The sequence below is a fragment of the Nonomuraea marmarensis genome, from assembly GCF_043197025.1.
Lineage (GTDB): Bacteria > Actinomycetota > Actinomycetes > Streptosporangiales > Streptosporangiaceae > Nonomuraea > Nonomuraea marmarensis.
Map to the genome: position 1 here is coordinate 182,749 of NZ_JBICRM010000015.1, position 21,627 is coordinate 204,375.

Sequence of the window (21,627 nt, forward strand, 5' to 3'; positions counted from 1 at the left end):
CCGGGCCCGCCCAGCGGCTTGCCTGGAGGCGCCTGCTTGCGGCGGCTCCTTCGCTGTGGCGGTTATGTGATGGGTGGGCGGAACGCGATGACATTGTCACCGTCCAGGGTGGGCGGTGGCAGGGTCTCCTTCCTTTGGGTGAGAACGGCGCTGGCGAGGGTGAGTCGGGTGACCTGCTGGCGGAGTTCTTCGATTTCGGCTTTCTGGTTCTTGATGGTTGTCTTGAGCTGGGTGACGGTTTCCCGCAGTTTCCTCTCGGATTCGGGGACTTGCGGGGTCTCATTCCGGACGCGTTCGTAGAAGTGGTTCTTCAGATCGGCATGCCGTTTCATGAGGGCCATGCGGTGCACGCCGGCCTCGGCGGCGAGAGTCTTGACGGTGAGACTCCCGTCAGAGGCGATGGGCTGCCCAGCGAGGAGCCGGTCCATCGCCTCGCGGATGCGGGTCCGCTCGTCGTCGTGCCGGGGCTGTGTGGTCATGTGAGGGCCTTCGCGGTCTGGGCGGTGGCGTCGTGGGTGTCGGCAATGGCGCGGGCTCGCTCGGCGTTCGCCCTGAGCCGTCGACTGAGCGGACCTGGTGAGGCGTCGGCGAGCTGGTCGATCTCGTCCGCGCGCTCGCGCAGGAGACGGGCGTGGGTGTCGGTGCGGACGGCGTTCCCGCAACCGGGCCGGCAGTCGTGCTGCCTCGGCGCGTTCGCTCCCGGGGCAGGCTCACAGAGCGCGTTGTCCCGCTTGAACGCGCAGATCAGCATCGCGTCCGGGTTGTCGAACAGGACCACGCCATCCCGGGCGAGGAACTTGGCAGCCTTCCTCGCGAACGTCGCGGGGACGATCCGCCCCTCGAACCGCGGGGTGTCAGCGGCGGCGGTCAGAGCCCGGCGGGCGGCAGGGCCGGAGATCTTCTCCCCGGCCGCGGCCTGGTCGCGGAGCTTCGCCGCAGTGTCGGCCGCCGCGAGAGCGGTCTCGACGTCGAGGACGGAATGCATTCCCCCGCGGCTGCGGGATCCGTAACCGCTGGAGACCCGGGCGTCCAGGACGGTGCGCATGTGGCCGTACTGGATCGCGAGCGCGATCAGTCCGCCCGGCCGCCGGGCGATATGCCAGGCCAGGCTTCGCCTGAACCTGGACATTCCGATCGCCCCGTGCGAGTCCTCGGGAACGATCTGCTCCGGCATACCCTGGCCCTCGGCCTCGCGGTTCACCCAGGCCACGAAGTCATCGATCCGGTGGTTCAACGCGCCGTTCTTCAGCGCTCCGTGGTGACCACGCTGCGCGGTGAAGTCGTGGTGAGCGGCACTGAACAGAAGCTCTCCTTCGGGGACCATACGCTCCAGGACACGGATCGCGCGGACGACCGGGGTGATGGCGACCCACGGAACCTCGCGTTCGTCACCTGCGGAGATGTGGTTGCCGTCGTTGTCGGCGACGTTCTTGTAGTGCCGGCTGCGAATCAGATGCCGTCCGGGTGTGCCGTCAGTTGCCGGCTCGGGGTCGGGGCAGCAGCCGGACCGCAAACCCTGCATCTCCTGCGGACGCATGCCGGTCAAATAGCAACAGGTGATTGCGGCAGCGGTGCCGAGATGTCGCATCAGCTCGGCGACCTCGTCGAAGTCCATGTGCTCGCGCCAGGGCTTATCGCCAATCCGGCCGGTAACCGGCACCCCCAAAGGACACGGCCCCGGCCGCTCGGCGACCTGGGCGGGGAACTGGTGGTGGTCGTTGAACCATTCGACCTGCCTGAGGCTTGCGCCGGTGAGGGCGGAGACGTAGGTGCGGGCCAGCCTCGGCTGGCCTTGCCACCGGACAGCAGGAAGCGCCTGGCCCGACCGGACGCGAGGCATGAGGAACTCCGCGAGAGCTGCCCGGCCCTCCGGTGTGGCCTGGTTGGCTTCGGCGACGGTGAACATGCGACGCCTCTCAGCCCAGGCCGCGAGGATGTCGTCGGCGAAGTCGTCGACGAACCGGATCGCCCAGACCAGCAACGGACCGAGGACATGCGGGTCCAGCGGCTCCGTGTTGTTCTCCCCGCGAGCTGAGCCGTCGGCCGCGGGGAGGAAGTCGTCGACCCCCTCGGTGTCCCACGGCGGCCGGGAGATGCCCGCGGGCTGGGCACTGAGATGGTCGAATGCCCACAGGTCCGTCAAATAGGTGCAAACCCTTTTCGCGTGGTCGCGGGACACACCACCCTGCCAACGCTCGGCAAGGTAGGCCCGCCACACATCTTCGGTGCAGTCGGCGAGACTGGTGATCCGGCGTTCATGCAGCCAGCGCGCCAGCCACAACCATGTGCTGCAGGTCTCCCGCATGTCTGCGGCGGACGTCCGAGGCCGGGCCTGGCCTCCTCGGTCCTGGAGATAGGTGGGCCGGAGCCGACCGTTGATCATCGTCCAGGCCGCCAACTTCACCTGGCCGAGCAGGGGTGCCGGGCAGTGCTTCCAATGGATCTTGCGCAGGCTGGTGCTGGGATTGTCGACGAGCGGAGCCAGAGACCAGGTGGGATCGCCGTAGCGGGAGTTCGGGTGTGTGTTCCCGCGGCTGATCCACTGGGACAGCACCACGAGGGTGTCCGAGCCAGGTAGGTCCAGGACATACGGGTCGTTCTCGACGGCGAGGCTAGTCACGGAGCGAGATCCTTCTTCACCAGGAGGCGGACAACGGTGTGGTCGGCGTCGCTGACGCGCTGGGCACGAGATCGTCTTCCTCCAGGCCAACCGCGACCTGAACGAGGCGGACACCGACCTGACCGCCTCCTACACGTGGGATGCCGGGTTCCCCGCAGTGGACGCCCTGTTCCTCGAATGGCGCTGGCCCATCCCCGGCCGCAACACCACCCCATGCGGCGCGGCCACTCACACTTGTGACCTGCACCGGCAGCAGGAGCTTCTCGACCACTACACCCACCGACTCTCCATCCGAACCGTGCTGTGGGACAAAGACCAGCAACTGCCGCCCGATGACAGGCTGCGGAGCCTCGGGCACGTCACCGTGTGCGAGGCGGCACTACATCCCTCGCCGGGCGCGGTGAGCCTGCTGTTCCCGATCGCCGACGACGCCATCGACCAGGCCGACCCCGCCGCGCTGGCGGCAGAGCACCGGCCGCTGCCGCTGATCTACATCGGCAACCAGTACGGCCGCGATACCGCTTTCACGACCTACTTCGCGCCAGCCGCCGCCCGCGTCGCCCACCGGGTGGCCGGCAAATGGACCGACACCGCCCGCTGGCCCCACGTGAACTTCACCGGCCGCATCCCCTTCACCGAAGTCGGCCCCACCTACCGCTCGTCAGTGGCGACGGTGCTGCTGGCACCCGACCGGTACGCATGCAGCGGCCAGTTCACTCAACGGTTGTTCGAGGCCGTCCTCGCCGGGTGCCTTCCTCTTGTTCCTGCCAGCCTGCGCTCGGCCGACATCGTGGCACCACGTGAGCTGATCATCGCGGACGCACACGAGCTCATAACCACCCTCACGACACTGACCCGTATCGCCAGGAGCAGGACCCACGCTGACCTGATCGCTGGATGCGTCAAGCGGCTGGACCCGTTCCGGCTCTCTCACCAGATCCGCACCATCTCGGCTGTCCTGGCCGGCCGTCCCATCCCGCAGCTGCTCCTCGAAGGAGGCTTCGTATGAACACCCCGATGTCCGTCCTGCCCGGTATCAAGCGAGTGGACAAGCTGTACCTGGAGCTACTGTTCCGCTGCAACTTCTCGTGCACCATCTGCTACCACGGCGAGGACCTCAAGCGGCCCGACACCGTGACCATCGAGCAGGCCAGCGCTGCTCTCGCCTACTTCCAGACTGCCTTCGATTGCCACTGGGTGTGCCTGCTGGGCGGCGAGCCGCTGCTGTTCGAGGGGCTACCGACGGTGCTGGGCGCCGCTCGCTTGCTCGGCTATCGGACCGAGATCTGCACCAACGGCTACAAACGCCGGGCGATGCTGACACGATGCGCCAATCACCTGGACATGCTGCGGGTGTCCCTGGACGGCGGCACGGCACAGATCCACGACCGCATTCGCCGCCCCGGTTCCTTCGACGCGGCGTTCGACACCTTGACCTGGGCCGCCCAGCGCACGTCGATCGGTGCCACCTGCACCCTTACCGCGGACAACATCGGGACTGTGCCCGCGCTAGCCGAGCGGTTGCGGGATCTGGGCGCCCGCGATCTCACCCTGCACCGGGTCCGCCCGGTCGGCAACGCCGCCACCAACGGCGTCACGCCAGTCACCTGGGACCAGACTCAGCACCTGCACGAGCAGCTGACCGCGATGGACTTGGCGCCCCTGTCGGTGAACACCGACATCCTCCTGCCGGAGCGATGCCCACCGCCCAGCGACGTCATCGAAAAACTGGAGATCTCACCCGATGGCCGGGTCTACCTGTCCTGCGCGGAAGTCGCCGGTCCTGGCCGCGCTGTCCGTTTCGACTTCGACAGCGCCGCCCTGGTCACCGCATGAACGACACGATGCAGCCTCGACTCCGCCCGTCTCCCACCTCGGTAACCTGTGACGACATGCAGAGGATCGCCATCATCGGCTGTGGCGGCAGCGGCAAGACCACCCTGGGACGCCAGCTCGCCGCCCTCATCGACGCCCCCATGACCCACCTCGACGGCATCTACTACGACGCCGACTGGAAGCCACTGCCGCCGGAGGAATTCGCCGCGATCCAAGAGAAGCTCGTCGCCGAACCCCAATGGGTGATCGACGGCAACTTCGCCTCCACCTTGCCCATCCGCTTGGCGAGCGCCGACACCGTGGTCTTCCTCGATATCCCCCCACTCGTGTGCCTGTGGGGCATCCTCCAGCGCCGCCTGCGCTACCGCGGCGGCCAGCACACCGAACAGGGCGTCTACGACCGCATCCACTGGGGCTTCATCCGCTACGTCCTCGGCTACCGGCGCCAGATGCGGCCCAGAGTCCGGGCACTCATCGCCGAGCACGCCACCCAGGCCCGCATCGTCACCCTGACCAGCCGCCGGGCCGCTCGCCGCTTCCTGACCACGGTCGCCGACCAGACATGACCTAATCCCCTCTGCACCGGGAAGGCCCCATGATCGCCAACCCGTTCCTCGACCCCGACTGCATCCGCGACGCTCTATACGGCGATGCCGCCCGCATCGCCCAGCGCACCAGCGCGCTCAGGCGAGCCAAGATCAGCGGCCGCCACCCCGCTACCGTCATCGCCGATCTCGCCTCCGCTGGACCTCGAGGCACCGTTGTGGACATCGGTTGCGGGAGGGGCACCAGCACCCTCGCCTTGGCCAGGCGGCTCGCCCCGCCCCGGCTGATCGCCTTCGACCAGTCCGCGGCCCTGCTGGCCGACGCGGAACATCGGCTCGCCGGACACGCAGGTGTGGAGTTTCTGCAAGGCGACTTCCATGCCATCGGGCTCGCCGACGCTAGCGCCATGGTGATCGTGGCCGCGTTCTGCCTCTACCACTCGCCCCATCCGGCCACGGCCATCGCCGAGATCGCCCGCTGCCTAGTCCCCGGCGGGATGTCGATCACGGTCACCAAGTCCGCCGACAGCTACCAAACCCTCAGCGAGGTGATCGCCACCAGCGGCCTGGACCTCGACGCTGGGAACCGGCCGAGCTTGTATGAGACCTTCCACAGCGACAACCAGGCCGACATCGTCGCCACTTCTCTTCACGTGCAGCAAGTCATCCACGACGAGCACCACTTCCGCTTCGCCGACGCCGACCATATCGCCGCCTACGCCGCCACCACCCCCAGATTCCAGCTTCCCGGCACCCCCGCCGAGATCGCCGGACAGCTGAAAACCACCATCGGCAACGGCCCGCTCGAAACCACCTCCACCGTCACCTACGTTGTGGCCACGCGGCCATGAAGGTCTTCACCAAGACGTACGCCGGCACCCAGGTCCGGCAGACGGCCCAGGACCACTACCGGTGGATCGCGCACGCCATCCCCGGCATCCGCATTCCAGCAATCGTCGATGTCCGCTCCACCGAGATCGACTTCGAGCATCTACCGGGACGACACGTCGGCCCTGGCGATCTGCTGCCCCTGGCTGACCTACTCGGCCGCCAGCACGCGGCCGCCTACACTCGCGCACTCCACGGGGCCCACCTGGACAAACCCCACACTATGAGCGGTATCACCATCGCCGCCTTCGCCCAAGGCCGCCGCGAGCGCCTTCATGAACTGCTCGCCTCCGGCGCGATACCGCAATCCCTACTCACTCCTGAGGCGGCCGACGCCTGGTTTCAGGAAGCAGCCGACCTACCGGCCGCCTTCTACAAGGACGCCAACCCGCGCAACTTCCTCATCACCGGCACCGCCATCGCCGTAGTCGATTTCGACTCCCTCACTCTGGCGCCCTTCGGATACGACCTGGCCAAGCTCATCGTCACCACCGCCATGACCGTGGGCCCCCTCCCAGGGGACATCGTCCGGCAGGCCGTGGATACCTACAACCGCCGCCTGCGAGACCGAGAGCTGAGGCGGTGCTCTGCCCGCCAGTTCGCGACATGGACCGAGTTCCACCACATCCTGACCACGCCGTACATGGGGACCAACGGATACCGGTTCGGCTGGCACACCGTCCGACCGGCCTGGATCACCGAACACCTCCTGCGCCGCGGAGGGAAGGAGCCCGCACCGTGACGAACGCCGCCGTCATGAACAGGCGCAACGTGGTCTGCGTGATCGTGCACAACCAGGAGCGTGACACCATCGCCGCTACTCCAGATCGCCACCATCGCCATCACCCTGACGATCAAGGCGGCCACGCTTCTCTTCGTCTTCCTCACTCGCCGGAACCAGCGCCGCAACGCCGCTGCGAGCGCCGCCAACCCCCGCGTCTCCATCGGCACTGACACCCACGGGACGCCCATCTACCTGACCGCCCCCGCCGACTTCGTAGACGGCGTGCGGCGACGCCTCGACAACGCCTGAAATCTGTAGGCAATCGCTCGTCTCAACGTCCTCACAAGCCCCACAGCATTAGTAGCTGGAATGAAAGATTCCAGGAACTAATCGCCCATATGGTCCCCATGCGACCACCGGAAGAAAGCACGACGTGACCCACAGCAACGCCCCCGCGCTCGTCCCCTTCGACGCCGACCGCGCCACCCTTACCGCATACCTCGACGAGTACCCCGCGTGGCAGCGGCTCAACATCCCCAACGGCCGCCCGTACCTGAAGTGGCGCATCCGCCCCGACGTCGCAGTGGAGCGCTACGGCTTCCACCCCATGGCCACCGCGATCACCCTGCCCAAGAACGACGGCTATTGGGCGGACGACGAGCAGCTCTGCATCACCGCCGCCTACACGATCAACTCCGTGGAACTCCGGGCTCCGGACGAATCCTCCATCCTGATCGAACGCCTGGCCGCCATCTACCAACTCGCCGACCCCGGAGGCCCCATCGCCCTCCTCGCCAGCGGCCAGGTCGAACCCGAATAGTTCAGCCGCCCCGGCCGACCCGGAGCCCACCATGCAACCCCGGAACGAAGCGCATGAAGGACGCCATCGCCGCCCTCGGCATCCCCCGCCGAGCCATCCGCGCCGTCACCGACCTTGGCGCCACCCACGCAACCGTGCTCGACCACGCCCACGTCGCCCTCATCGCCGAACACGCCGACCAACTCGCCACCTCCGGAGCAGGGATCGGCGTGGTCCTCTGGCAACTGCCCTGCGGCTGCACCCGCAGTGTCCGACTGACCACAGACATACGCCACGCCGGACGAGTAGACACGATCCCCGTCACGCCGTTCAACGAGCACTACTGCCCCACCCCGCCGAAGGACGACGCCGTCAGGCAGCACATCGACGCCCAGGAGGCCCAGAACCATGCAAAGGAGCGGCAGTGAGCGAAGCATCCCCGCCCCCACCCGGCGACATGATGGCCGGGATCATCCGCGCCGTCGAAGCCTTCTCCGAGCAGCAGAGGCAGGAACGTGAGGCGCATCTGGCGTCCCCGGAGCAGGTCGCCAAGCGGGCCGCCACCCGCGAACGCCGCTCCGCCAGCGCGAAACGGGCCTGGGCCAAATACCGCGCCGAAGCCCAAGCGGCAGAGGACCTCCAGCGTGACCTGGAAGACCAGGAGGAGTCCGCCCGCCAGGGCGGCCCCTCGTGCGAAGCGTGGGACTCCCCGGGGCCGCCATACCCCGGCGAAATCATCTGCTCCCTGTCAGCGGGACACCCCGAACGAACCCACGAGAACGTGCGATACGGACTGACCACGCCCACACTCGACGAACTCCAGCCCGGCCGCCTCGTCTACATCCCCGCCGGCGCCTCCCCCCAACGCGTCCGCCCTCTCGCTATGTACCTCGCGACGCAGGCCCAAGCGAATACCCGCCAGGCGACATCTGGTTAGCCGGCCAGGTCCTCCGCGCAGACGGCTCCAACCCCCTCCAGTACCGCACCACCGCGATCAACGCCGCCCTCAACAAGATCACCATCGCGCCGCCCGGTATCCGCCGCTGCGTCGCCGCAGGTTGCCCCAAAGTCATACGACGTCATCGACATGTACGAGACCGGCGAACTGGAGCCAGGCTGGCGCTCCAGAGAGGACACCTCGGCGGCACCAACGTCTGCCCCAGACACGCCCCCACGGTCACCCCAGACGGCACCACCTTCCTCCACGCACCCGAAGCAATGGACCGCGACACCGGCAACATCACCTGCACCTGCGGAACCCTCATCCGCCCCGCCATGGAGCGCGAGACGACCCCAGTAGTCCGAGCAGCCTGCGTACTCGCCTACGGCGTCCACATCGCCGCCATGACCCCACGGAGACCCTCATGACCCCCACCACCCAGGACCCTTTGACCAAAGGTCAGACCCTGCCCCGGGAGTTTCGGGAGGCTAACGCGCGCGCACGCGCGAGACCTGGTGGGCGGGCTGAGACGGCAGGTCTCAGGCGGAGTGCGCCGGACTACCGAGTGCTGGCCTGCCGGGGCAACCGGTTGATCGTTTACGACCGGCAGGCGCGCCGTCACTTGTTCCAGGCCACCAGGAACTCCGCCAACGAGATGCGCGCGTCCGCGTCCCCATCGCGCTGGTCCGAGGCATGGAAGATCGAGTCGAGCTCAGCGGCGGTGACCTCCTCGCCAAGCGCGTTCATGGCGAGCGCGAACTCCTCGCGGGTGATGTATCCGTCCCCGTCGCTGTCGAACTTCTGGAACGTGGCGGTCGGGTCGTCAAGATCTGGCATGGGTGACCTCTCATCATGCGATTCATGCGATGTACGGACAAAGCAACATCGAAGCACGAGCTTGTACCCCGCGCGAGGAGAAACCTGTGACGACCACTGACCGGTTGCCCGCCCGCGTCGTCCCCGTTGGCGGGGAGCTGCTCGCCGGCGACTCCGTGGTGCGGGTGGACCCGATCCGGAACCCGTACCGCACCTATCTGGACAACCTGCGCTCGCCAGGGTCGAAGACGGCCATGGGCGGCTGCCTGCGCGGGTCACCTCCTGGTGGAAAGCATGGGAAAGGTAAAATGTCTAGGATCTCAGACGATAAGCAGTACCCGGGCATAGACGGATTTGACCGCTGCGGTGTCTCCTATGGGACATGCAGAATATAGGCGGCGGACCGGGCCGAATCGGTGATGGCCTCGGCGACGATCAAGGCAAGATCGTCGCCGGGACTGATGCTGGTACCCCCCAGAGCTCACCCGCGCCCACGCCAACGGCGAAGGTTGGAACCAAGGGAGGCCGCGGTCGGCGTCCAGAGCCGGTTCGTTGATCTTTCGCGGCCATTCACCGTTGGACTGCCTTGGTGGTCGGGTCCCTCCTGTTGGTGCAGATGACGTGCGGCGTTCCTCTCCTGTGGGGTGCAGAGCTCTTTCGGGCCAACAACTCGGCGCTGTACCAGGCCACAGGACTGGGAGACCATGAACTGTCGCCAGGTCGGTGAGTCCCTGCGTGGCGCCGGGCCGACCCCGGCCGCGGCCAGGATCCGGCGGATCGTCCCCTCTCCCACGCGATGCCCCAGCCCGGCCAGCTCACCCTGAATCCTTCGATACCCCCATCGGGGATTCTCCTTCGCCAAGCGTATGACCAGCTCACGCACATCGTCAGGTATCGGCGGCCGACCCGTGTTGTTCGGATGCCTACAATGTCGGCGGACCAGCCTGCGATGCCAGGCCAGCAAAGTGCCCGGCGTCACGATCCGATGCCCCCGGAGCCGCCGTGGAAGGTGCCGGATGAGCGCGGCCAGGATCGTTCGGTCGGCCCAGTCAGGCCTGGGATGAGCGACCTGACGGCGCAGTACCGACACCTCATGCCGAAGTACGAGGATCTCCGCTTCCTTGGAGGCGTCGCTGCGAGCTGGCAACATCAGCCAGCGCACACCCCGAACGAAGATCAGATACAGCAAGCGGAAGCACACGTGTAGCGAGGATAAACCGCAGGTCAACAGCCCTGTACGAGTATTGGCACATCACAGGGCCGAGCGGTTCGACGGGCCGGGCATCGCGGTACGGCCCATGCCCACCCACACCCTGCCGGATCTCGCTCCAGGCGAGTGAGAACGGCCGAGACCTTCCGGCAGGGTTGCGGCAACAGACGTCTGAAGGGCGACGCGGTGAGCAAGGGGAGCCGGTTGAGGGCACGCAAGAAGCCCGAGGCCTTGAGCGAGAAGGCTTTGATCAACGGCTGGTCCGACGCCGCCGGTGTTCGGATCCGGCAGGCCCGGGCCGGTGACCTGCCGGCCATGGCCGAACTGGTCCCGTTGGCCGGCGTCCGGATCGAGGACGTGCTACGGGAGGCGGTGACGGCCGACATCGCGGGCGCCGCCCTGCGCAGCGGGTTGCGCGGCGGCGCCGGCGCCTTCCATCGGCATCTGGCCGAGCAGTTCGCCCGCCACTTCGACGATCCGCTGCAGGCATATCTGCACGCCGCGCTGGTGCTGGTCGCCGAGCATCGCGACCGCGGGATCGTCGGCACGCTGATCGCCTACCCGCCCCTCAACGTGGCCGACGATCACCTGCAGGTCATTCCGGCTCGCGCTGATCCGACCGAAGCGCAGCGGCGGGTGGTGATGCTCGGTGCGATCGGCCTGGCGAAGATCAAGGCGGTGGCGGTGGCCGAGACCGAACGCCGCCGCGGGATCGGCGCGGCGCTGCTCAAGCGCTGCCAGCAGATCTACGTCCACTGCGGCGACCTGCTGCTGTACGGCGCGATGCCGCCCACGCCCGGGCTGAGCGCCTTCTACCGCTGCCAGGGCTTCGACGTGATGGAGGCCAGAGCGCCGATGGACATGTGGATGGTCTTCGGCGTTCATTCCAGCATCCTGCCCGGCGCCGACGAGCGCTTCTTCTTCCGCCGTTTCCAGCCAGGCAGCGTGCACCGCGGCGGGTAACCGAGTTCGCCGTGCGCCCGTTGTCAACGTTTGGAGCTTTGGGCGTCTGTTTATCAGGAGGCGTTTGTGAAAGTTCTGAACGACGGTTTGGAGGAGGACGTGATGGTGGCGTTGCTCCTCATCGAGGCCCTGCACGACGAAGCGGGGCAGGATGGCGCACCCGTACCTGCGCGCTACCCCGCTCGGGGGTGGGAGCATGACCGCCAGCGAGTCGGCGACCGTGACCCGCCTGTGCCCGACCTGCCGGGCCGCCGGCCCGGTGACCGACGACACGGCCTGGACCTCCTATAGCTGGCGAGCCGCCACCCCTACGAGTCCTGCGGATCGCTCGCGCGTAATGCGAAGAGTTAGCTATCAGTTTCAGAACGTAGCGATCTCAATAGTGCATACCTCGCGGTAACCACCTCGGCCTTCTCGACTATGAACGGGCTGTTCATGGCCATCGACCGGAGGGGAGCTCCGTGATGCGTACCGAATGGGAGCAGGATGAGCTGATCAGCGCGTGGACGGTGCTGGGCCTTGAGCGGGGACGGGTCGTGGGTGCCGTCGCGAGGTCACCTCAGATTGTCGTGGCGGGTCAGGCGGCGGCTAAGGCCTCATTGCGCAGGCGCATCTGCTTGCTCCTCCCAGGAGCTGGCTCAGCCGTGCGTTGCCGAGGAGCACCCGCAGCCGCATCGTCAGGGCGTGGCGAACCTGCTCGGCGCGGGTGGCGGGGGTGAAGGTGATCCGGTTGCTACGGCACCACGGCCGCACACCCGCCGGCGTCGTCGCCCGCGTCATACAGCGCATCCTCACGCTGACCACCGCCATCTGGCACAACGACCAGAGCGGACAGCCCGTCCTGCGCTCACTGACCGCCTACGACCACTAACCCTTGGGACCGATCATGTAGTTGGACGGTGCCAGGGTGCGCACGACATCGAATTCGTTGCCCTCGGGGTCGGCCATGGCCACCCAGCTCCAGCCGGGGCCCTGGCCCACGTCTATCTTGGCGGCGCCGAGGCCGAGCAGCCTGGCCACCTCGTCGTCGGTACTGCCGTCGATCGGGCTGACGTCGAGGTGGAGCCGGTTCTTCACGGTCTTGCCCTCGGGCACCCGGATGAACATCAGGGTGGGCGGCATCTGGCGGGCCCGGACCTCCTCGACGGTCGGCTCCCAGGAGCCGATCTCGACCTTGCCCTCGCTCCGGTCGATCACCTTGAAGTCCAGGACCGCGCACCAGAAGGCCGCGAGGCGCTCCGGATCGTGGCAGTCGACAACCAACTCGGTGAACCTACTGGTCATTACTCCCCCAGGCAGTGCGGACGGGTGTGCGGCTGTGGTGCTGTGGTGCTGTTCGAGGTTGAACTGGCCCTTGAAGGTCTCGTTGACCGACTCAATGACCTGCCGCAGTGGTCTGAACAGCTCGGCTCCGGGCCGCTTCGGTTCGCCCTTGCGGGTCGGTCGCATCGGCCGGAGGCCGTGTATCGACCATCTAACTGCTAAGCAGGTGGCCCCGCCCCATATCGCCGGGCGCGGTCAGGCCGCCTGTCTTGCATCCGGCCGATGCTTGGCTCACCTCAGGGGCGTGCCGAACCAGCCCGAGAGTGCTTGTCGCAGCGCGGGCGTGGCGCTGTCGGCGGATTCGTCGATGGGTACGGCCCAGGCGATGTGGGCGTCGGGGCGGATCAGCAGGGCGTCGGCCGGTCGCTGGTCGGTCTTGGCGGTGTGGATATCCACGCGCTGCCCCCAATCGCGGGCGATCTCGCGCAGTTCCGGACGGTCGGCGAGGTCGAGGAGAATGGGCCGGGCGGGGTGCAGGAGGTCGGCGACGCTGGTGACGCCCTGGTCGGTGTGCAGGGTGAGGTCGGGGGCGAAGGTGCCGGCCAGCGCGTGGTGGTTGGGGCCGGGCATCGGGTAGCAGATGTCGGTGCCGGCGACCAGCGCGCCCATGCGGCGCAGCGGCTGCTCGTCGGCGAGCAGTTCCTGGAAGACTTGCCGCAGCGCCTCGGCGGCCGCATCATGCCCGCGCCGCAATGCGACCTGAGCTCGGGTGTGCAGCATGGTGCGGGCGCCGGCGAGGTGGCGTTCGTCGTGGTAGGTGTCCAGCAGGCCGGCCGGCGCGTGGCCGTGGAGATCGGCGGCCAGCTTCCAGGCCAGATTGACCGCGTCCAGCATGCCGGCATTGAGTGCCACCCCAGTGGCCGGGAACAGATGCGCCGCATCACCGGCCAGCAGGATCCGCCCGTGGCGGTATCGCTCGGCCTGGCGGGCCTTGAAGGTGAACCGCGACAGCCGGATCGCCTCTGCCACGGGCAGGTGCACGCCGAGCACGCGGTGGAGGCTGTCTTGGAGTTCGGTGACGGTCATCGGGGTGTCGTCGTCGTACTCGGTGGTCTCGTCTTCGATGGTGTAGAGGGAGACGACCTGGGAGTCAGGCGATGCTCCGATGCCGAACAAACCGTGATCGGTACGGGTGAAACCCGCGCGGATCGCACCGAAGCCGGGGACGTCGAGGCCGCCGCTGCCGAGTACGGTCACCGTGTCGGGCAGGGTGACCTGGGCCAGCCGGTTGACCTCCGGATAAGTGGTGCCGGGGAAGCCGATGCCGGCCCAGTCGCGGACCCGGCTGCGTGCGCCGTCGCATCCCACGAGGTAGTGGGCGATCACCTGGTACGGCCCGTCCGGGCCGCGCACGTCCACGGTCACCGCGGCGGCGTCCTGGCTCACCCCGGTCACCGCGTGTCCGCGGCGGATGTCGACATCGAGCTCGCCGGCGCGTTCGTCGAGCAGCCGCTCGAGCAGCTGCTGCGGCAGCGGCAGGGCGTGCATCGGCGGATCGGCCAGCTGGGTGAAGTCCAGATGCACGCCGCCGAACGGGAAGCGGGGAGCTGGGGCAGGGTCGGTGCAGGCTGCTTCGAAGCGTTCCAGCAGGCCTCGGTAGCGCAGCAGCTCCAGGATCTGCCCGCCGAGACCACCGGCCTTCGGGGTCTCGCGGCGCTGCGGCTGCCGCTCCAGCACCAGCGGCCGCACACCTGCCAGACGCAGTTCGGCAGCCAGCATGAGCCCGGTCGGGCCGGCACCCACAATGATCACATCGGCGTCCATTACTGGCCACTCCCCTCGCGGTTTTTCGTCGACAACAACACACGCATTTTGTTACTCCCATTTCGGTAGGTTCTGGCCTTGGCTGACGATTGTTGCGACGTCTCGTCAGGCGGTGGCGCTGGGGCGGTTCTGTAGGTGAGGATGGCCACTCCGCTGTCGGGGATCATGTGGTCGGTCAAGGCGAAGCGGCGCCGGCCGGCGCCGTTCTTGCCCGCGACCAGCGGGATGCCTGTCGCAGCGGTGACCGGGTTCACCTTGATGTGGTGAAGGGCGCCGGCCGGCTCGGCTCCGCCCACGAGCTGGATGCCCTTGCCGGTCTCCGTCTTGAGCTGCCTGACGTCCTTCACGGGGTCGCGAGCGACCACCTCCACGTTCGGGTCGGGGCTGTGGCCGGCCCCGGCCCCGGTTGCCGTGGGCGATGCCGGCCGGGACGCGGATGACACGCCCGGTGGCGAAGCCGGCCGTACGTGCAGATCGATCGGGCTATTTCCCGCGGGGCGTACCGGTGACCAGCGGCAGCGAGACTGACGTGCCGGCCAGGTCGACGGTGACCTTGGTCCCGGTGCCGGTCTCGGCGTCGCCGAGGGCGGGCTCGCCGAGATCGGCGTTGGTTCCGGTCAGCACCAGGCCGAGCCGGTGCCCGGCCTTGAACTCGTAGTCCTGCGGCAGCATCTTCCAGGTGATCTGGTACGCCTTGCCCGGCATCAGCGGGGTCGGGTGGCTCAGCGACCTGTGGTTCTGCGCGTCCATGATACCTCGGGTGACCACCTGGAAGCCGGAGGTCACCGTGTTGTCGGCAGCCCTTTGGTAGCAGCCGTCGTCATCTGCCGTGCTCTGGCCGACGCAGTCTTCGCCGTCGATGAGCTTGAGGCCCTGCCCCTTGTTGGGGTCGACGCCGTGGATGCGGGTGTCGGTGCCGTAGTCGACGAGCATGACGCCCAGGTTGGCGGTCGGCTTGTCCAGCTTCAGGCGCAGGCTCACCGACGGCGTTCCGGACAGCCGCAGCGCATTGTTCAGCGGCGGGGTCAGGAAGGCCAGCCGGTTGGGGTTGGAGGTGGCGGGGTCGCCGGCCATCGCGATCTCGGTCTGCTTGGTGTCGAGATAGCTGCCGCTTCCCTTCGAGGGCGCGCCGGCGAGTGAGCCGTCCTGCTGCGGTCGCAAGGTCCGCGTCCGGGTCGGTGCCGGCCAGTCGGCCTGGGTGATCCAGCGGTCGGGGCCGAGCTGCACGTCGGCGCGGGGCTGGCGCATGATGTCGTTGGCGATGCCCATCAGTTCGTGGTCGAACCACTGGTGCAGGGTGTTGACCCACACCTCGCGGCGGGCCCAGAACGGGTCGAGGTGCCCGTACTGCGTCACCCACACCTTGCGCTGCACCGTGCGGGGCAGCCCGGCCCACCACGTGGAGAACTGGTCGGCCATCACGTTCCGATCCTGCATCCCCACCACCGAGAAGACACTGGCGCGCACGTTGCGCACCTTCGACACCGGCCCGGTCCGGTAGTCGAGCTCGTGCCAGTAGGCGTTGTAGTTGCCGGTGGCGTCATCCGAGCCCTCGCTCATGCGCTGGTGCACCGCCCCGCATTTCTCGTCCGGGTCCTCGTCGACCAGTTCGGCCAACCATTCCTGCCCACCCTTGAAATCCGTGAGGGTGCCGTTCGCGCGCCACATTCCGTACCAGCTGCTGGGGCCCGCGAGCGGCACGATGGTCTCCAGCCCCCGCACGCCGGTGCCGGCGACGCCGATGGCGAGCGATCCCTCGTACGAATGGCCGATCATCCCGGTGCGTCCGGTAGTCCAGGAGGCTTTCACCGCGGCGCCCTTGGCGTCGTAGGCGGTCGCCCGGCCGTTCAGCCAGTCGATGACCGCCTTGCCGCCCAGCACGTCGGACGGACCGCCGGAGGTCGGGCAGCCGTCCGACAACCTGGTACCGGCCATGTCGACGGACACGAACGCGTACCCGCGCGGCACGAAGTAGTTGTCGTAGAAGAGCGGAAACTTCGTCAGGTTCCCGTCCGCGTCGTACTTCTTGTGATCCAGCTCGAAGCCGACGCCCGGTTGGTCGTAATACGGGCTCTGGTGCATGATCACCGGGACTTTGAGCCCGGAACCGGACTCTTTCGGGCGGATGATGTCCACCCGGACCAGGTCCTTCTTGCCGTCGCCGTCGCTGTCGACCGGCGACTGCACCCGGACGTGCTCGCGGATCGCGTCTTGGTAGGAGAAGACGGGCTGCGTCAGCCCGCCGGAGACTTCGATCGCCGACTTCGCCGTCGCGGATGCGGCGGGAGCATTGGCGACCACGACCACGAGCGCGGTCGCGAGTGCGACCGCGGCGAAGGACCCTCGCCGCTGCGAGATTGACATGTGTACCCCTTCTAGCGGTGTCGATGGCGAAGTCATCGAGGTCGAATCCGCCGGGCATGGCCCGGCACAGCGCTTGGCCGCCCCGGCGGGGTTCGCCCCCTCCCCGACCCGCCACGCCGCCGTGTCACGGGGTCCGGACAGGACCGCGTGACAAGCTGTAGCTGCGCGGGTCGGCATGCCCTCAAGCGGCGTCGAGGGCTTCGGTGATCTTGCGGGTCATGTCGGCCAGGGTGGGGCTGGGCTCGCCCTGGTGGGTGCGGGCGGCTGCTTCGACGGCGACGATGACGGTGCTGCGGAAGTTGTCGGCCTCTACCGGATCCTGCTCCTTGAGCAGACTCATGGCTGCCGTCAGGGCCGGTAGCACATGGTCGGCGATTGCGGCTACGGACTTGCCGTTCAGGTTCACGCCCGTTGACTTGTCAGCGAGCACGTGCCCGACCAGGCCGGTGGCGGAGTACAGGGCGATGGAGCCGTTGGTGGCGATCCTGTGGGGCTTGCCGGCGGCATCGGCGGCGGCCAGCAGCGTGACGGCGCCGTAAGCGGCGGTGCGCAGGGTGAGCTGGTCCTGCTCGGTCAGGGTGATGGACATGGTGGTGTGCTCCTTGAATATGTACGAAACGCAGTTGAACGGATGGATGGTGGAATGCGGTCCTTCTGGTGCCCGGGGTATCGAGATTGCCCAGGTTGAGCCGCCTGCGGGAGGGCGGCCCCGGCCTGAGGCAGACAGGACCAAGACCAAACGTCGCGGAAACGGTCGTCGGTTCGCCCACCAGGGCTCCGCGTCGGGTGTCGTGGGTTGAGGGCGGGCATGTCAGGCGCGGGCGTACCGGGCGCGTGACACCGGTCCGCCGGTCAACCGGCGGTTTCGGGGGCGGGTACGGCGTGTTCGGCGGCGCGGCTGACCTGCTCCCAGGCGGCCCAGGTCTCCATCCGCCGGCGGGAGATGTCGAAGGCCAGGTCGTAGACCATGCTGCCGAGTAGCAGCCGCAGCGGCGGGTCTTCGCTGTCGACCAGCTTCAGCAGTGCCTCGGCGGCCAGACGCGGCTCGCTGTCGATCGAGCCCTCGGCCCACTGCTTTTCCAGCTCGGCGCGCAACGGGTCGTACTCCGCCAAAGGCGACGTCGTCGTCATGCTGGTGTACAGGTCGGTCCAGTAGCCGCCGGGCTGAACGATGCTGAGCTTGACGCCGAACGGCGCGGCCTCCATCGCCAGTGCTTCGCTCATGCCCTCCAGCGCGAACTTGCTCGCGCTGTACAGGCCGGTGCTCGGGAAGCCGCCCAGGGCGGCAATGCTGGAGACCTGCACGATGTGACCGGATGCCTGGGTACGCAGGTGCGGCAGGACGGCCTGGCAGACCCACATCGCCCCGAAGAGATTGACCTCCAGTTGGGCGCGTGCCTCGGCCTCGGTGAATTCCTCCACCATGCCCGAGGACATGGTCCCGGCATTGTTCACCACGATGTCGAGCCGGCCGAAGTGCTCGACGGCGGTGTTGACGGCGGTGAACACCGCGTCGCGGTCGGTCACGTCCAGGGGAAGGGCAAGGACTCGGTCTCCGTACCGGTCGTCGAAGTCCTGTCGCGTGATGGTGCGGGCGGCTGCGGCCACGTGATCGCCGCCCTCCAGCGCGGCGAGAGCGAACGCACGGCCCAGGCCGCGGCTGGCTCCCGTGATGAACCAGGTGCGGGAAGAGACGGTCGGCGGGGTATGCATATGCAGAATTCCAATCGGTTGCACGTATCCAGTCGAGACGATCCGTCTCGACTCGACGAGTGATGACGGTAGCGGCTTCTCTTTCCCAGGTCAAGACGGACCGTCTCGTCTCGTTCTTTGTTAGATTCGACGGCATGACGACACAGCGCAAGCCCCTCTCCACTACGACGCGCCGGAACGAGGTCTCCCGGCGGGCCATCCTCACCGCGGCATTCGAGCTGGTGCAGGAGGTGGGATACGCCAGGCTGAGCATCGAGGGCATCGCGGCACGGGCCGGTGTCGGCAAGCAGACGATCTACCGCTGGTGGCCCTCCAAGGGGGCGGTCCTCTTCGATGCCTTCCTCATGCTCAGCGAGCGACCAGACGGCGAAGGGAGTGCCCTGCCCGACACCGGTGATCTGGAGGCAGACCTGAAGACAGTGCTCCGAGCCACGATCGAAGAACTCAACGATCCGCGCTACGACGAGCCGATGCGCGCCCTGAACACGGAGATCACCCATGATCCGGCGCTCGCCGCACTCTACGCGGAACGACTGGACGGCCCGATGAGAGAGCTGAAGAAACAACGACTGCGCAGCGCCCAGCGGGCAGGGCAGCTGGCCGGGGGCCTCAACCTCGACGTGGCCGTGGACATGCTTTGGGGACCACTGCTCAACCGATGGCTCCAGCGCAGCGGAGCGCTCACCCCCGACTATGCCGACAGCATCGTCGAGACCGCTCTCAACGGTCTGCGTCCGCGTCGGGAAGGCTTGCGAAGCCTTCCTTGAGTTCTCTCGATCTTGTTCGATCATCGAGTGGTCGGGGTCAGGGGACCTCCGAAGGTGATGGTACGGCCCGGTTCTCGGCGGTCATCTCATCCCTGCTTGCACGTCCAGCTGGTACTCGTGGCTGCGGCGATGCTCGCGGAAGCCGAGGTGCTGATTGACGGGAGCATGTGGACGTTGTCCTGGGCGTTGTCCGTCTCGATCTCGGTGATGCCCGGGCTGCTCGGCCCGCAGCCGCCCCACCATCGCGGCCTTCAACCATCTGCCGAGCCCGTGCCCGCGGTGCTTGGGCACCACCGCGGTGTCGTACTGCAGCGCCCGCCGCTGCTCACCGGCCCGGATGAGGATCTCGGTGAAACCGGCCATCACGTTCCCGTGCAGTGCGGCCACGGTCAGCAGGAGGTCACCGCGGTCGGCCAGTTCCGGCAGCCACTCATCGACCGGGTCATCCAGCCGCAGCCGGCACTCATCGAGCAGGACCATCGCCGCCGCCATAGTGACCGGCTTGGACGTGGAAGCCATCCGGAAGATCGTGTCCCGGAGCATCGGCGCACCACCGTCATGACGCATCGTCCCGATCGCTTCCACGTGCGTCTGGCCGCCCCGGCCGACCAGGGCCACCAGCCCGGGAATCTTCCCGAAATCGACATACCGCGCTAGCCCCTCACGCAGCCTGCGCAGCCCCGTTTCGGAGACGCCGCCGCTGTGTCCCATCATCAATCTCCTTGTCTACAGTGTTCGATCTTCAAGACCTGTCCCGGCTTGACGCCTATGGCCGCGGCGAGTTGGGCCTGGTGAGCCCGTGGCGCTTATGCTCCGGCTCGACTTCCCCACCGGACATCCAGCTAGATGCCATCGAGCACGATCTTGTCTTCGTATGCTTGTCGCAGCCCGAGGCTGCAATCGCTGAATCGTGCATGGCAGCCACCATCGCCGACCGCTTTGATACCGGGCCGTTGCCATCCTGACGCGGCCGCTGACACGCCGCCGCATGGTCGACGGCGAGCACGAGGGTGAGTCAGCTGGATCGAGGACGCCCGTGAGGGGGTCAGCGGTGGGCTGGAGGAGCAGCGGAGGACAGCGGCCTCCGGTACCGCCCTGCTGCCCGCGGTGGCAGATGCGCCCTGTTCTGCGTGATTGCTGGTGGCGATGGGCTTTCATGGTTCCCATCGGTCACGGGCACTTCGCCGAGAAGCTGGGAGCGTAGTCCTTGAGCCTGACGATCTGCGCGCGGGTCACCTCCGGTACGTTGGCGGCGAGCATGTCGAGCACCTGCTGGTTGGGCGTGCCCATGAAGAACCGGTCGGCCCCTTCGCGCCCCATCTGCTGGTGCTCGGCGACGAAGCCGCGCATCTCCCGCTCGTAGGCGGCGAAGGCCGCCACATGGTGGCCGCCGGCCGCGGCCAGTTCGCCGGCCAGGATGTAGGCGCCGATCAGCGCTTGGGAGGCGCCCCGGCCCGAGGTCGGCGCCGCAGCGTAGCCGGCATCCCCGAGCAGCACCACCCGGCCCGAGGACCAGCACTCCATCTCGACCTGGGCGTTGGCGTCGAAGAAGAGGTCCGGCGCCCTGCTCATCTCCTCCAGCAGTCGCGGGAGCTGCCAGCCTTCTCCGGCGAACTGCTCGGCCACGATGCGCTTGTGCTGCTCGGCGTCGTAGCGGTCGCAGGCCAGCGGCCCGGAGGCAAAGTGCAGCGCCGCCCGCGCTTCGGTGTTGTCGCGGGCGCTGAAGATGCCAGCCGCCTTGCCCGGCATGCTGTGGAGTCGGCCGGTGTTTCGCAGGCCGAGGTGGTTGGGCAGGCTGAAGATCGCCGTGTAGATGCCCAGGTGCCGGACGAACCGCGCCTGCGGCCCGAACAGCAGCGAGCGGGTGCGCGAATGCAGCCCGTCGGCGCCGACCACCAGGTCGAAGCGGCGCGGCCGGCCGCGTTCGAAGGTGACCCGCACGCCGCCGGCGTCCTGCTCCAGGCCGGCGATCGAGTCGCCGAAGACGTACTGCACCTCCAGGCGGGTGGCCTCATACAGCAGGCCAGTCAGGTCACCCCGGAGAATCTGCAGGTCGCCCGCGAAGATCGCCGCGGGGAGGGTGGCGTACTGGTTGCCGTCACGGTCCACCAACGCCGCGTCGCCCATGTGCGTGTCCAGCGCTTTGACCTGCTCCAGCAGGGCCATGCGGTCCAGCACGTCCAACGCCTCGCCGCGCAAGCCCACCGCGTACCCACCCGCGCGCACCTGGAGGGCGCGCTCGACCACGGTGGGGATGACACCGTGGTGGCGCAGCCAGTACGCCAGAGCGGGCCCGGCGACGCCGGCGCCGGAAATGAGGACGTCCATCAACATGCTCCATCGAACGAGCGATCC

General features: G+C 67.7%; 25 protein-coding genes and 1 pseudogene. 14 read left to right on the top strand and 12 right to left on the bottom strand.

Annotation, left to right across the window (positions count from 1 at the left end; all coding sequences use genetic code 11):
* Window positions 1-62: 62 nt before the first annotated feature.
* A complete protein-coding gene (locus ACFLIM_RS25125; protein WP_393169362.1) occupies window positions 63-479 on the bottom strand; it encodes a hypothetical protein in 417 nt (138 codons plus the stop codon).
* A complete protein-coding gene (locus ACFLIM_RS25130; RefSeq protein ID WP_393169364.1) occupies window positions 476-2,281 on the bottom strand; it encodes a hypothetical protein in 1,806 nt (601 codons plus the stop codon). Before ACFLIM_RS25130 ends, ACFLIM_RS25125 begins: the two co-directional genes overlap by 4 nt.
* Window positions 2,282-2,777: 496 nt before the next feature.
* Here ACFLIM_RS25130 and ACFLIM_RS25135 point away from each other — a divergent pair, with 496 nt between their 5' ends.
* From ACFLIM_RS25135 to ACFLIM_RS25175, 9 genes are all read left to right on the top strand, one after another.
* Window positions 2,778-3,629 carry a hypothetical protein gene (locus tag ACFLIM_RS25135; protein ID WP_393169366.1) on the top strand — a complete coding sequence of 284 codons (852 nt, stop codon included), beginning with the start codon at window positions 2,778-2,780 and terminating at the stop codon, window positions 3,627-3,629.
* Complete coding sequence (locus ACFLIM_RS25140; RefSeq protein WP_393169368.1) at window positions 3,626-4,456, top strand: radical SAM protein; 831 nt, start codon at window positions 3,626-3,628, stop codon at window positions 4,454-4,456. Before ACFLIM_RS25135 ends, ACFLIM_RS25140 begins: the two co-directional genes overlap by 4 nt.
* A gap of 56 nt (window positions 4,457-4,512) precedes the next feature.
* A complete protein-coding gene (locus ACFLIM_RS25145; protein ID WP_393169370.1) occupies window positions 4,513-5,022 on the top strand; it encodes a topology modulation protein in 510 nt (169 codons plus the stop codon).
* 29 nt (window positions 5,023-5,051) lie between these two features.
* A complete protein-coding gene (locus ACFLIM_RS25150) occupies window positions 5,052-5,852 on the top strand; it encodes a class I SAM-dependent methyltransferase (RefSeq protein WP_393169371.1) in 801 nt (266 codons plus the stop codon).
* Window positions 5,849-6,631 (top strand): phosphotransferase, encoded by a 783-nt coding sequence (locus tag ACFLIM_RS25155; protein WP_393169373.1) that lies wholly within the window; start codon window positions 5,849-5,851, stop codon window positions 6,629-6,631. The genes ACFLIM_RS25150 and ACFLIM_RS25155 overlap by 4 nt, the downstream gene beginning before the upstream one ends.
* A 60-nt stretch (window positions 6,632-6,691) precedes the next feature.
* Complete coding sequence (locus tag ACFLIM_RS25160; RefSeq protein WP_393169375.1) at window positions 6,692-6,922, top strand: hypothetical protein; 231 nt, start codon at window positions 6,692-6,694, stop codon at window positions 6,920-6,922.
* Between the two features lie 124 nt (window positions 6,923-7,046).
* Window positions 7,047-7,433 (top strand): hypothetical protein, encoded by a 387-nt coding sequence (locus ACFLIM_RS25165; protein ID WP_393169377.1) that lies wholly within the window; start codon window positions 7,047-7,049, stop codon window positions 7,431-7,433.
* A gap of 53 nt (window positions 7,434-7,486) precedes the next feature.
* Window positions 7,487-7,840, top strand: a complete 354-nt coding sequence (locus ACFLIM_RS25170) for a hypothetical protein (protein ID WP_393169379.1) — start codon at window positions 7,487-7,489, stop codon at window positions 7,838-7,840.
* Window positions 7,837-8,349: a hypothetical protein gene (locus tag ACFLIM_RS25175; protein ID WP_393169380.1), complete on the top strand. Its 513-nt coding sequence runs from the start codon at window positions 7,837-7,839 to the stop codon at window positions 8,347-8,349. The genes ACFLIM_RS25170 and ACFLIM_RS25175 overlap by 4 nt, the downstream gene beginning before the upstream one ends.
* A gap of 621 nt (window positions 8,350-8,970) precedes the next feature.
* Here ACFLIM_RS25175 and ACFLIM_RS25180 read toward each other — a convergent pair.
* Window positions 8,971-9,189 carry an EF-hand domain-containing protein gene (locus tag ACFLIM_RS25180; protein WP_393169382.1) on the bottom strand — a complete coding sequence of 73 codons (219 nt, stop codon included), beginning with the start codon at window positions 9,187-9,189 and terminating at the stop codon, window positions 8,971-8,973.
* A 460-nt stretch (window positions 9,190-9,649) separates the two neighbouring features.
* A complete protein-coding gene (locus ACFLIM_RS25185) occupies window positions 9,650-10,318 on the bottom strand; it encodes a helix-turn-helix domain-containing protein (RefSeq protein WP_393169437.1) in 669 nt (222 codons plus the stop codon).
* A gap of 291 nt (window positions 10,319-10,609) precedes the next feature.
* Between ACFLIM_RS25185 and ACFLIM_RS25190 the strand changes: the two genes are divergently transcribed.
* The 3 genes and pseudogenes from ACFLIM_RS25190 to ACFLIM_RS50365 form a co-directional block, all read left to right on the top strand.
* Window positions 10,610-11,341: a GNAT family N-acetyltransferase gene (locus tag ACFLIM_RS25190; protein ID WP_393169384.1), complete on the top strand. Its 732-nt coding sequence runs from the start codon at window positions 10,610-10,612 to the stop codon at window positions 11,339-11,341.
* Between the two features lie 66 nt (window positions 11,342-11,407).
* Complete coding sequence (locus ACFLIM_RS25195; protein WP_393169386.1) at window positions 11,408-11,632, top strand: hypothetical protein; 225 nt, start codon at window positions 11,408-11,410, stop codon at window positions 11,630-11,632.
* 439 nt (window positions 11,633-12,071) lie between these two features.
* Window positions 12,072-12,212, top strand: a pseudogene (locus ACFLIM_RS50365) (IS982 family transposase); the annotation flags it as partial.
* On the opposite strand, the gene ACFLIM_RS25205 reads toward ACFLIM_RS50365, so the two are convergent.
* The 6 genes from ACFLIM_RS25205 to ACFLIM_RS25230 form a co-directional block, all read right to left on the bottom strand.
* A complete protein-coding gene (locus ACFLIM_RS25205; protein ID WP_393169390.1) occupies window positions 12,209-12,790 on the bottom strand; it encodes a VOC family protein in 582 nt (193 codons plus the stop codon). The pseudogene ACFLIM_RS50365 and the gene ACFLIM_RS25205 sit on opposite strands and share 4 nt — an antisense overlap.
* Before the next feature lie 105 nt (window positions 12,791-12,895).
* Complete coding sequence (locus ACFLIM_RS25210; RefSeq protein ID WP_393169392.1) at window positions 12,896-14,428, bottom strand: FAD-dependent monooxygenase; 1,533 nt, start codon at window positions 14,426-14,428, stop codon at window positions 12,896-12,898.
* Window positions 14,428-14,799: a hypothetical protein gene (locus ACFLIM_RS25215; protein WP_393169393.1), complete on the bottom strand. Its 372-nt coding sequence runs from the start codon at window positions 14,797-14,799 to the stop codon at window positions 14,428-14,430. The genes ACFLIM_RS25210 and ACFLIM_RS25215 overlap by 1 nt, the downstream gene beginning before the upstream one ends.
* Before the next feature lie 112 nt (window positions 14,800-14,911).
* On the bottom strand, window positions 14,912-16,792 hold the full coding sequence (locus ACFLIM_RS25220; protein ID WP_393169395.1) for a CocE/NonD family hydrolase: 1,881 nt from the start codon (window positions 16,790-16,792) through the stop codon (window positions 14,912-14,914).
* A gap of 181 nt (window positions 16,793-16,973) precedes the next feature.
* Entirely contained in the window at window positions 16,974-17,381 is a 408-nt protein-coding gene (locus ACFLIM_RS25225; RefSeq protein ID WP_393169397.1) for a hypothetical protein, read from the bottom strand.
* A gap of 263 nt (window positions 17,382-17,644) precedes the next feature.
* Window positions 17,645-18,505, bottom strand: coding sequence for an SDR family oxidoreductase (locus ACFLIM_RS25230; RefSeq protein ID WP_393169399.1), 861 nt, complete (start codon window positions 18,503-18,505; stop codon window positions 17,645-17,647).
* A gap of 134 nt (window positions 18,506-18,639) precedes the next feature.
* Between ACFLIM_RS25230 and ACFLIM_RS25235 the strand changes: the two genes are divergently transcribed.
* Entirely contained in the window at window positions 18,640-19,272 is a 633-nt protein-coding gene (locus tag ACFLIM_RS25235; protein ID WP_393169439.1) for a TetR/AcrR family transcriptional regulator, read from the top strand.
* Window positions 19,273-19,353: 81 nt separating this feature from the next.
* Here the strand turns inward: ACFLIM_RS25235 and ACFLIM_RS25240 are convergent, their stop codons facing one another.
* Window positions 19,354-19,986, bottom strand: a complete 633-nt coding sequence (locus ACFLIM_RS25240) for a GNAT family N-acetyltransferase (RefSeq protein WP_393169401.1) — start codon at window positions 19,984-19,986, stop codon at window positions 19,354-19,356.
* Window positions 19,987-19,994: 8 nt separating this feature from the next.
* Between ACFLIM_RS25240 and ACFLIM_RS25245 the strand changes: the two genes are divergently transcribed.
* On the top strand, window positions 19,995-20,237 hold the full coding sequence (locus ACFLIM_RS25245) for a hypothetical protein (protein WP_393169403.1): 243 nt from the start codon (window positions 19,995-19,997) through the stop codon (window positions 20,235-20,237).
* Window positions 20,238-20,442: 205 nt separating this feature from the next.
* On the opposite strand, the gene ACFLIM_RS25250 is transcribed toward ACFLIM_RS25245, so the two are convergent.
* Entirely contained in the window at window positions 20,443-21,600 is a 1,158-nt protein-coding gene (locus tag ACFLIM_RS25250; protein ID WP_393169405.1) for an FAD-dependent monooxygenase, read from the bottom strand.
* Between the last annotated feature and the right edge of the window lie 27 nt (window positions 21,601-21,627).

Coding starts and splice junctions, on each gene's coding strand:
- ACFLIM_RS25125 (WP_393169362.1), bottom strand. CDS start 479: ATGACCACACAGCCCCGGCACGACGACGAGCGGACCCGCATCCGCGAG.
- ACFLIM_RS25140 (WP_393169368.1), top strand. CDS start 3,626: ATGAACACCCCGATGTCCGTCCTGCCCGGTATCAAGCGAGTGGACAAG.
- ACFLIM_RS25145 (WP_393169370.1), top strand. CDS start 4,513: ATGCAGAGGATCGCCATCATCGGCTGTGGCGGCAGCGGCAAGACCACC.
- ACFLIM_RS25150 (WP_393169371.1), top strand. CDS start 5,052: ATGATCGCCAACCCGTTCCTCGACCCCGACTGCATCCGCGACGCTCTA.
- ACFLIM_RS25155 (WP_393169373.1), top strand. CDS start 5,849: ATGAAGGTCTTCACCAAGACGTACGCCGGCACCCAGGTCCGGCAGACG.
- ACFLIM_RS25170 (WP_393169379.1), top strand. CDS start 7,487: ATGAAGGACGCCATCGCCGCCCTCGGCATCCCCCGCCGAGCCATCCGC.
- ACFLIM_RS25180 (WP_393169382.1), bottom strand. CDS start 9,189: ATGCCAGATCTTGACGACCCGACCGCCACGTTCCAGAAGTTCGACAGC.
- ACFLIM_RS25185 (WP_393169437.1), bottom strand. CDS start 10,318: ATGTTGCCAGCTCGCAGCGACGCCTCCAAGGAAGCGGAGATCCTCGTA.
- ACFLIM_RS25205 (WP_393169390.1), bottom strand. CDS start 12,790: ATGCGACCGACCCGCAAGGGCGAACCGAAGCGGCCCGGAGCCGAGCTG.
- ACFLIM_RS25210 (WP_393169392.1), bottom strand. CDS start 14,428: ATGGACGCCGATGTGATCATTGTGGGTGCCGGCCCGACCGGGCTCATG.
- ACFLIM_RS25220 (WP_393169395.1), bottom strand. CDS start 16,792: ATGTCAATCTCGCAGCGGCGAGGGTCCTTCGCCGCGGTCGCACTCGCG.
- ACFLIM_RS25225 (WP_393169397.1), bottom strand. CDS start 17,381: ATGTCCATCACCCTGACCGAGCAGGACCAGCTCACCCTGCGCACCGCC.
- ACFLIM_RS25230 (WP_393169399.1), bottom strand. CDS start 18,505: ATGCATACCCCGCCGACCGTCTCTTCCCGCACCTGGTTCATCACGGGA.
- ACFLIM_RS25235 (WP_393169439.1), top strand. CDS start 18,640: ATGACGACACAGCGCAAGCCCCTCTCCACTACGACGCGCCGGAACGAG.
- ACFLIM_RS25240 (WP_393169401.1), bottom strand. CDS start 19,986: ATGATGGGACACAGCGGCGGCGTCTCCGAAACGGGGCTGCGCAGGCTG.
- ACFLIM_RS25250 (WP_393169405.1), bottom strand. CDS start 21,600: ATGGACGTCCTCATTTCCGGCGCCGGCGTCGCCGGGCCCGCTCTGGCG.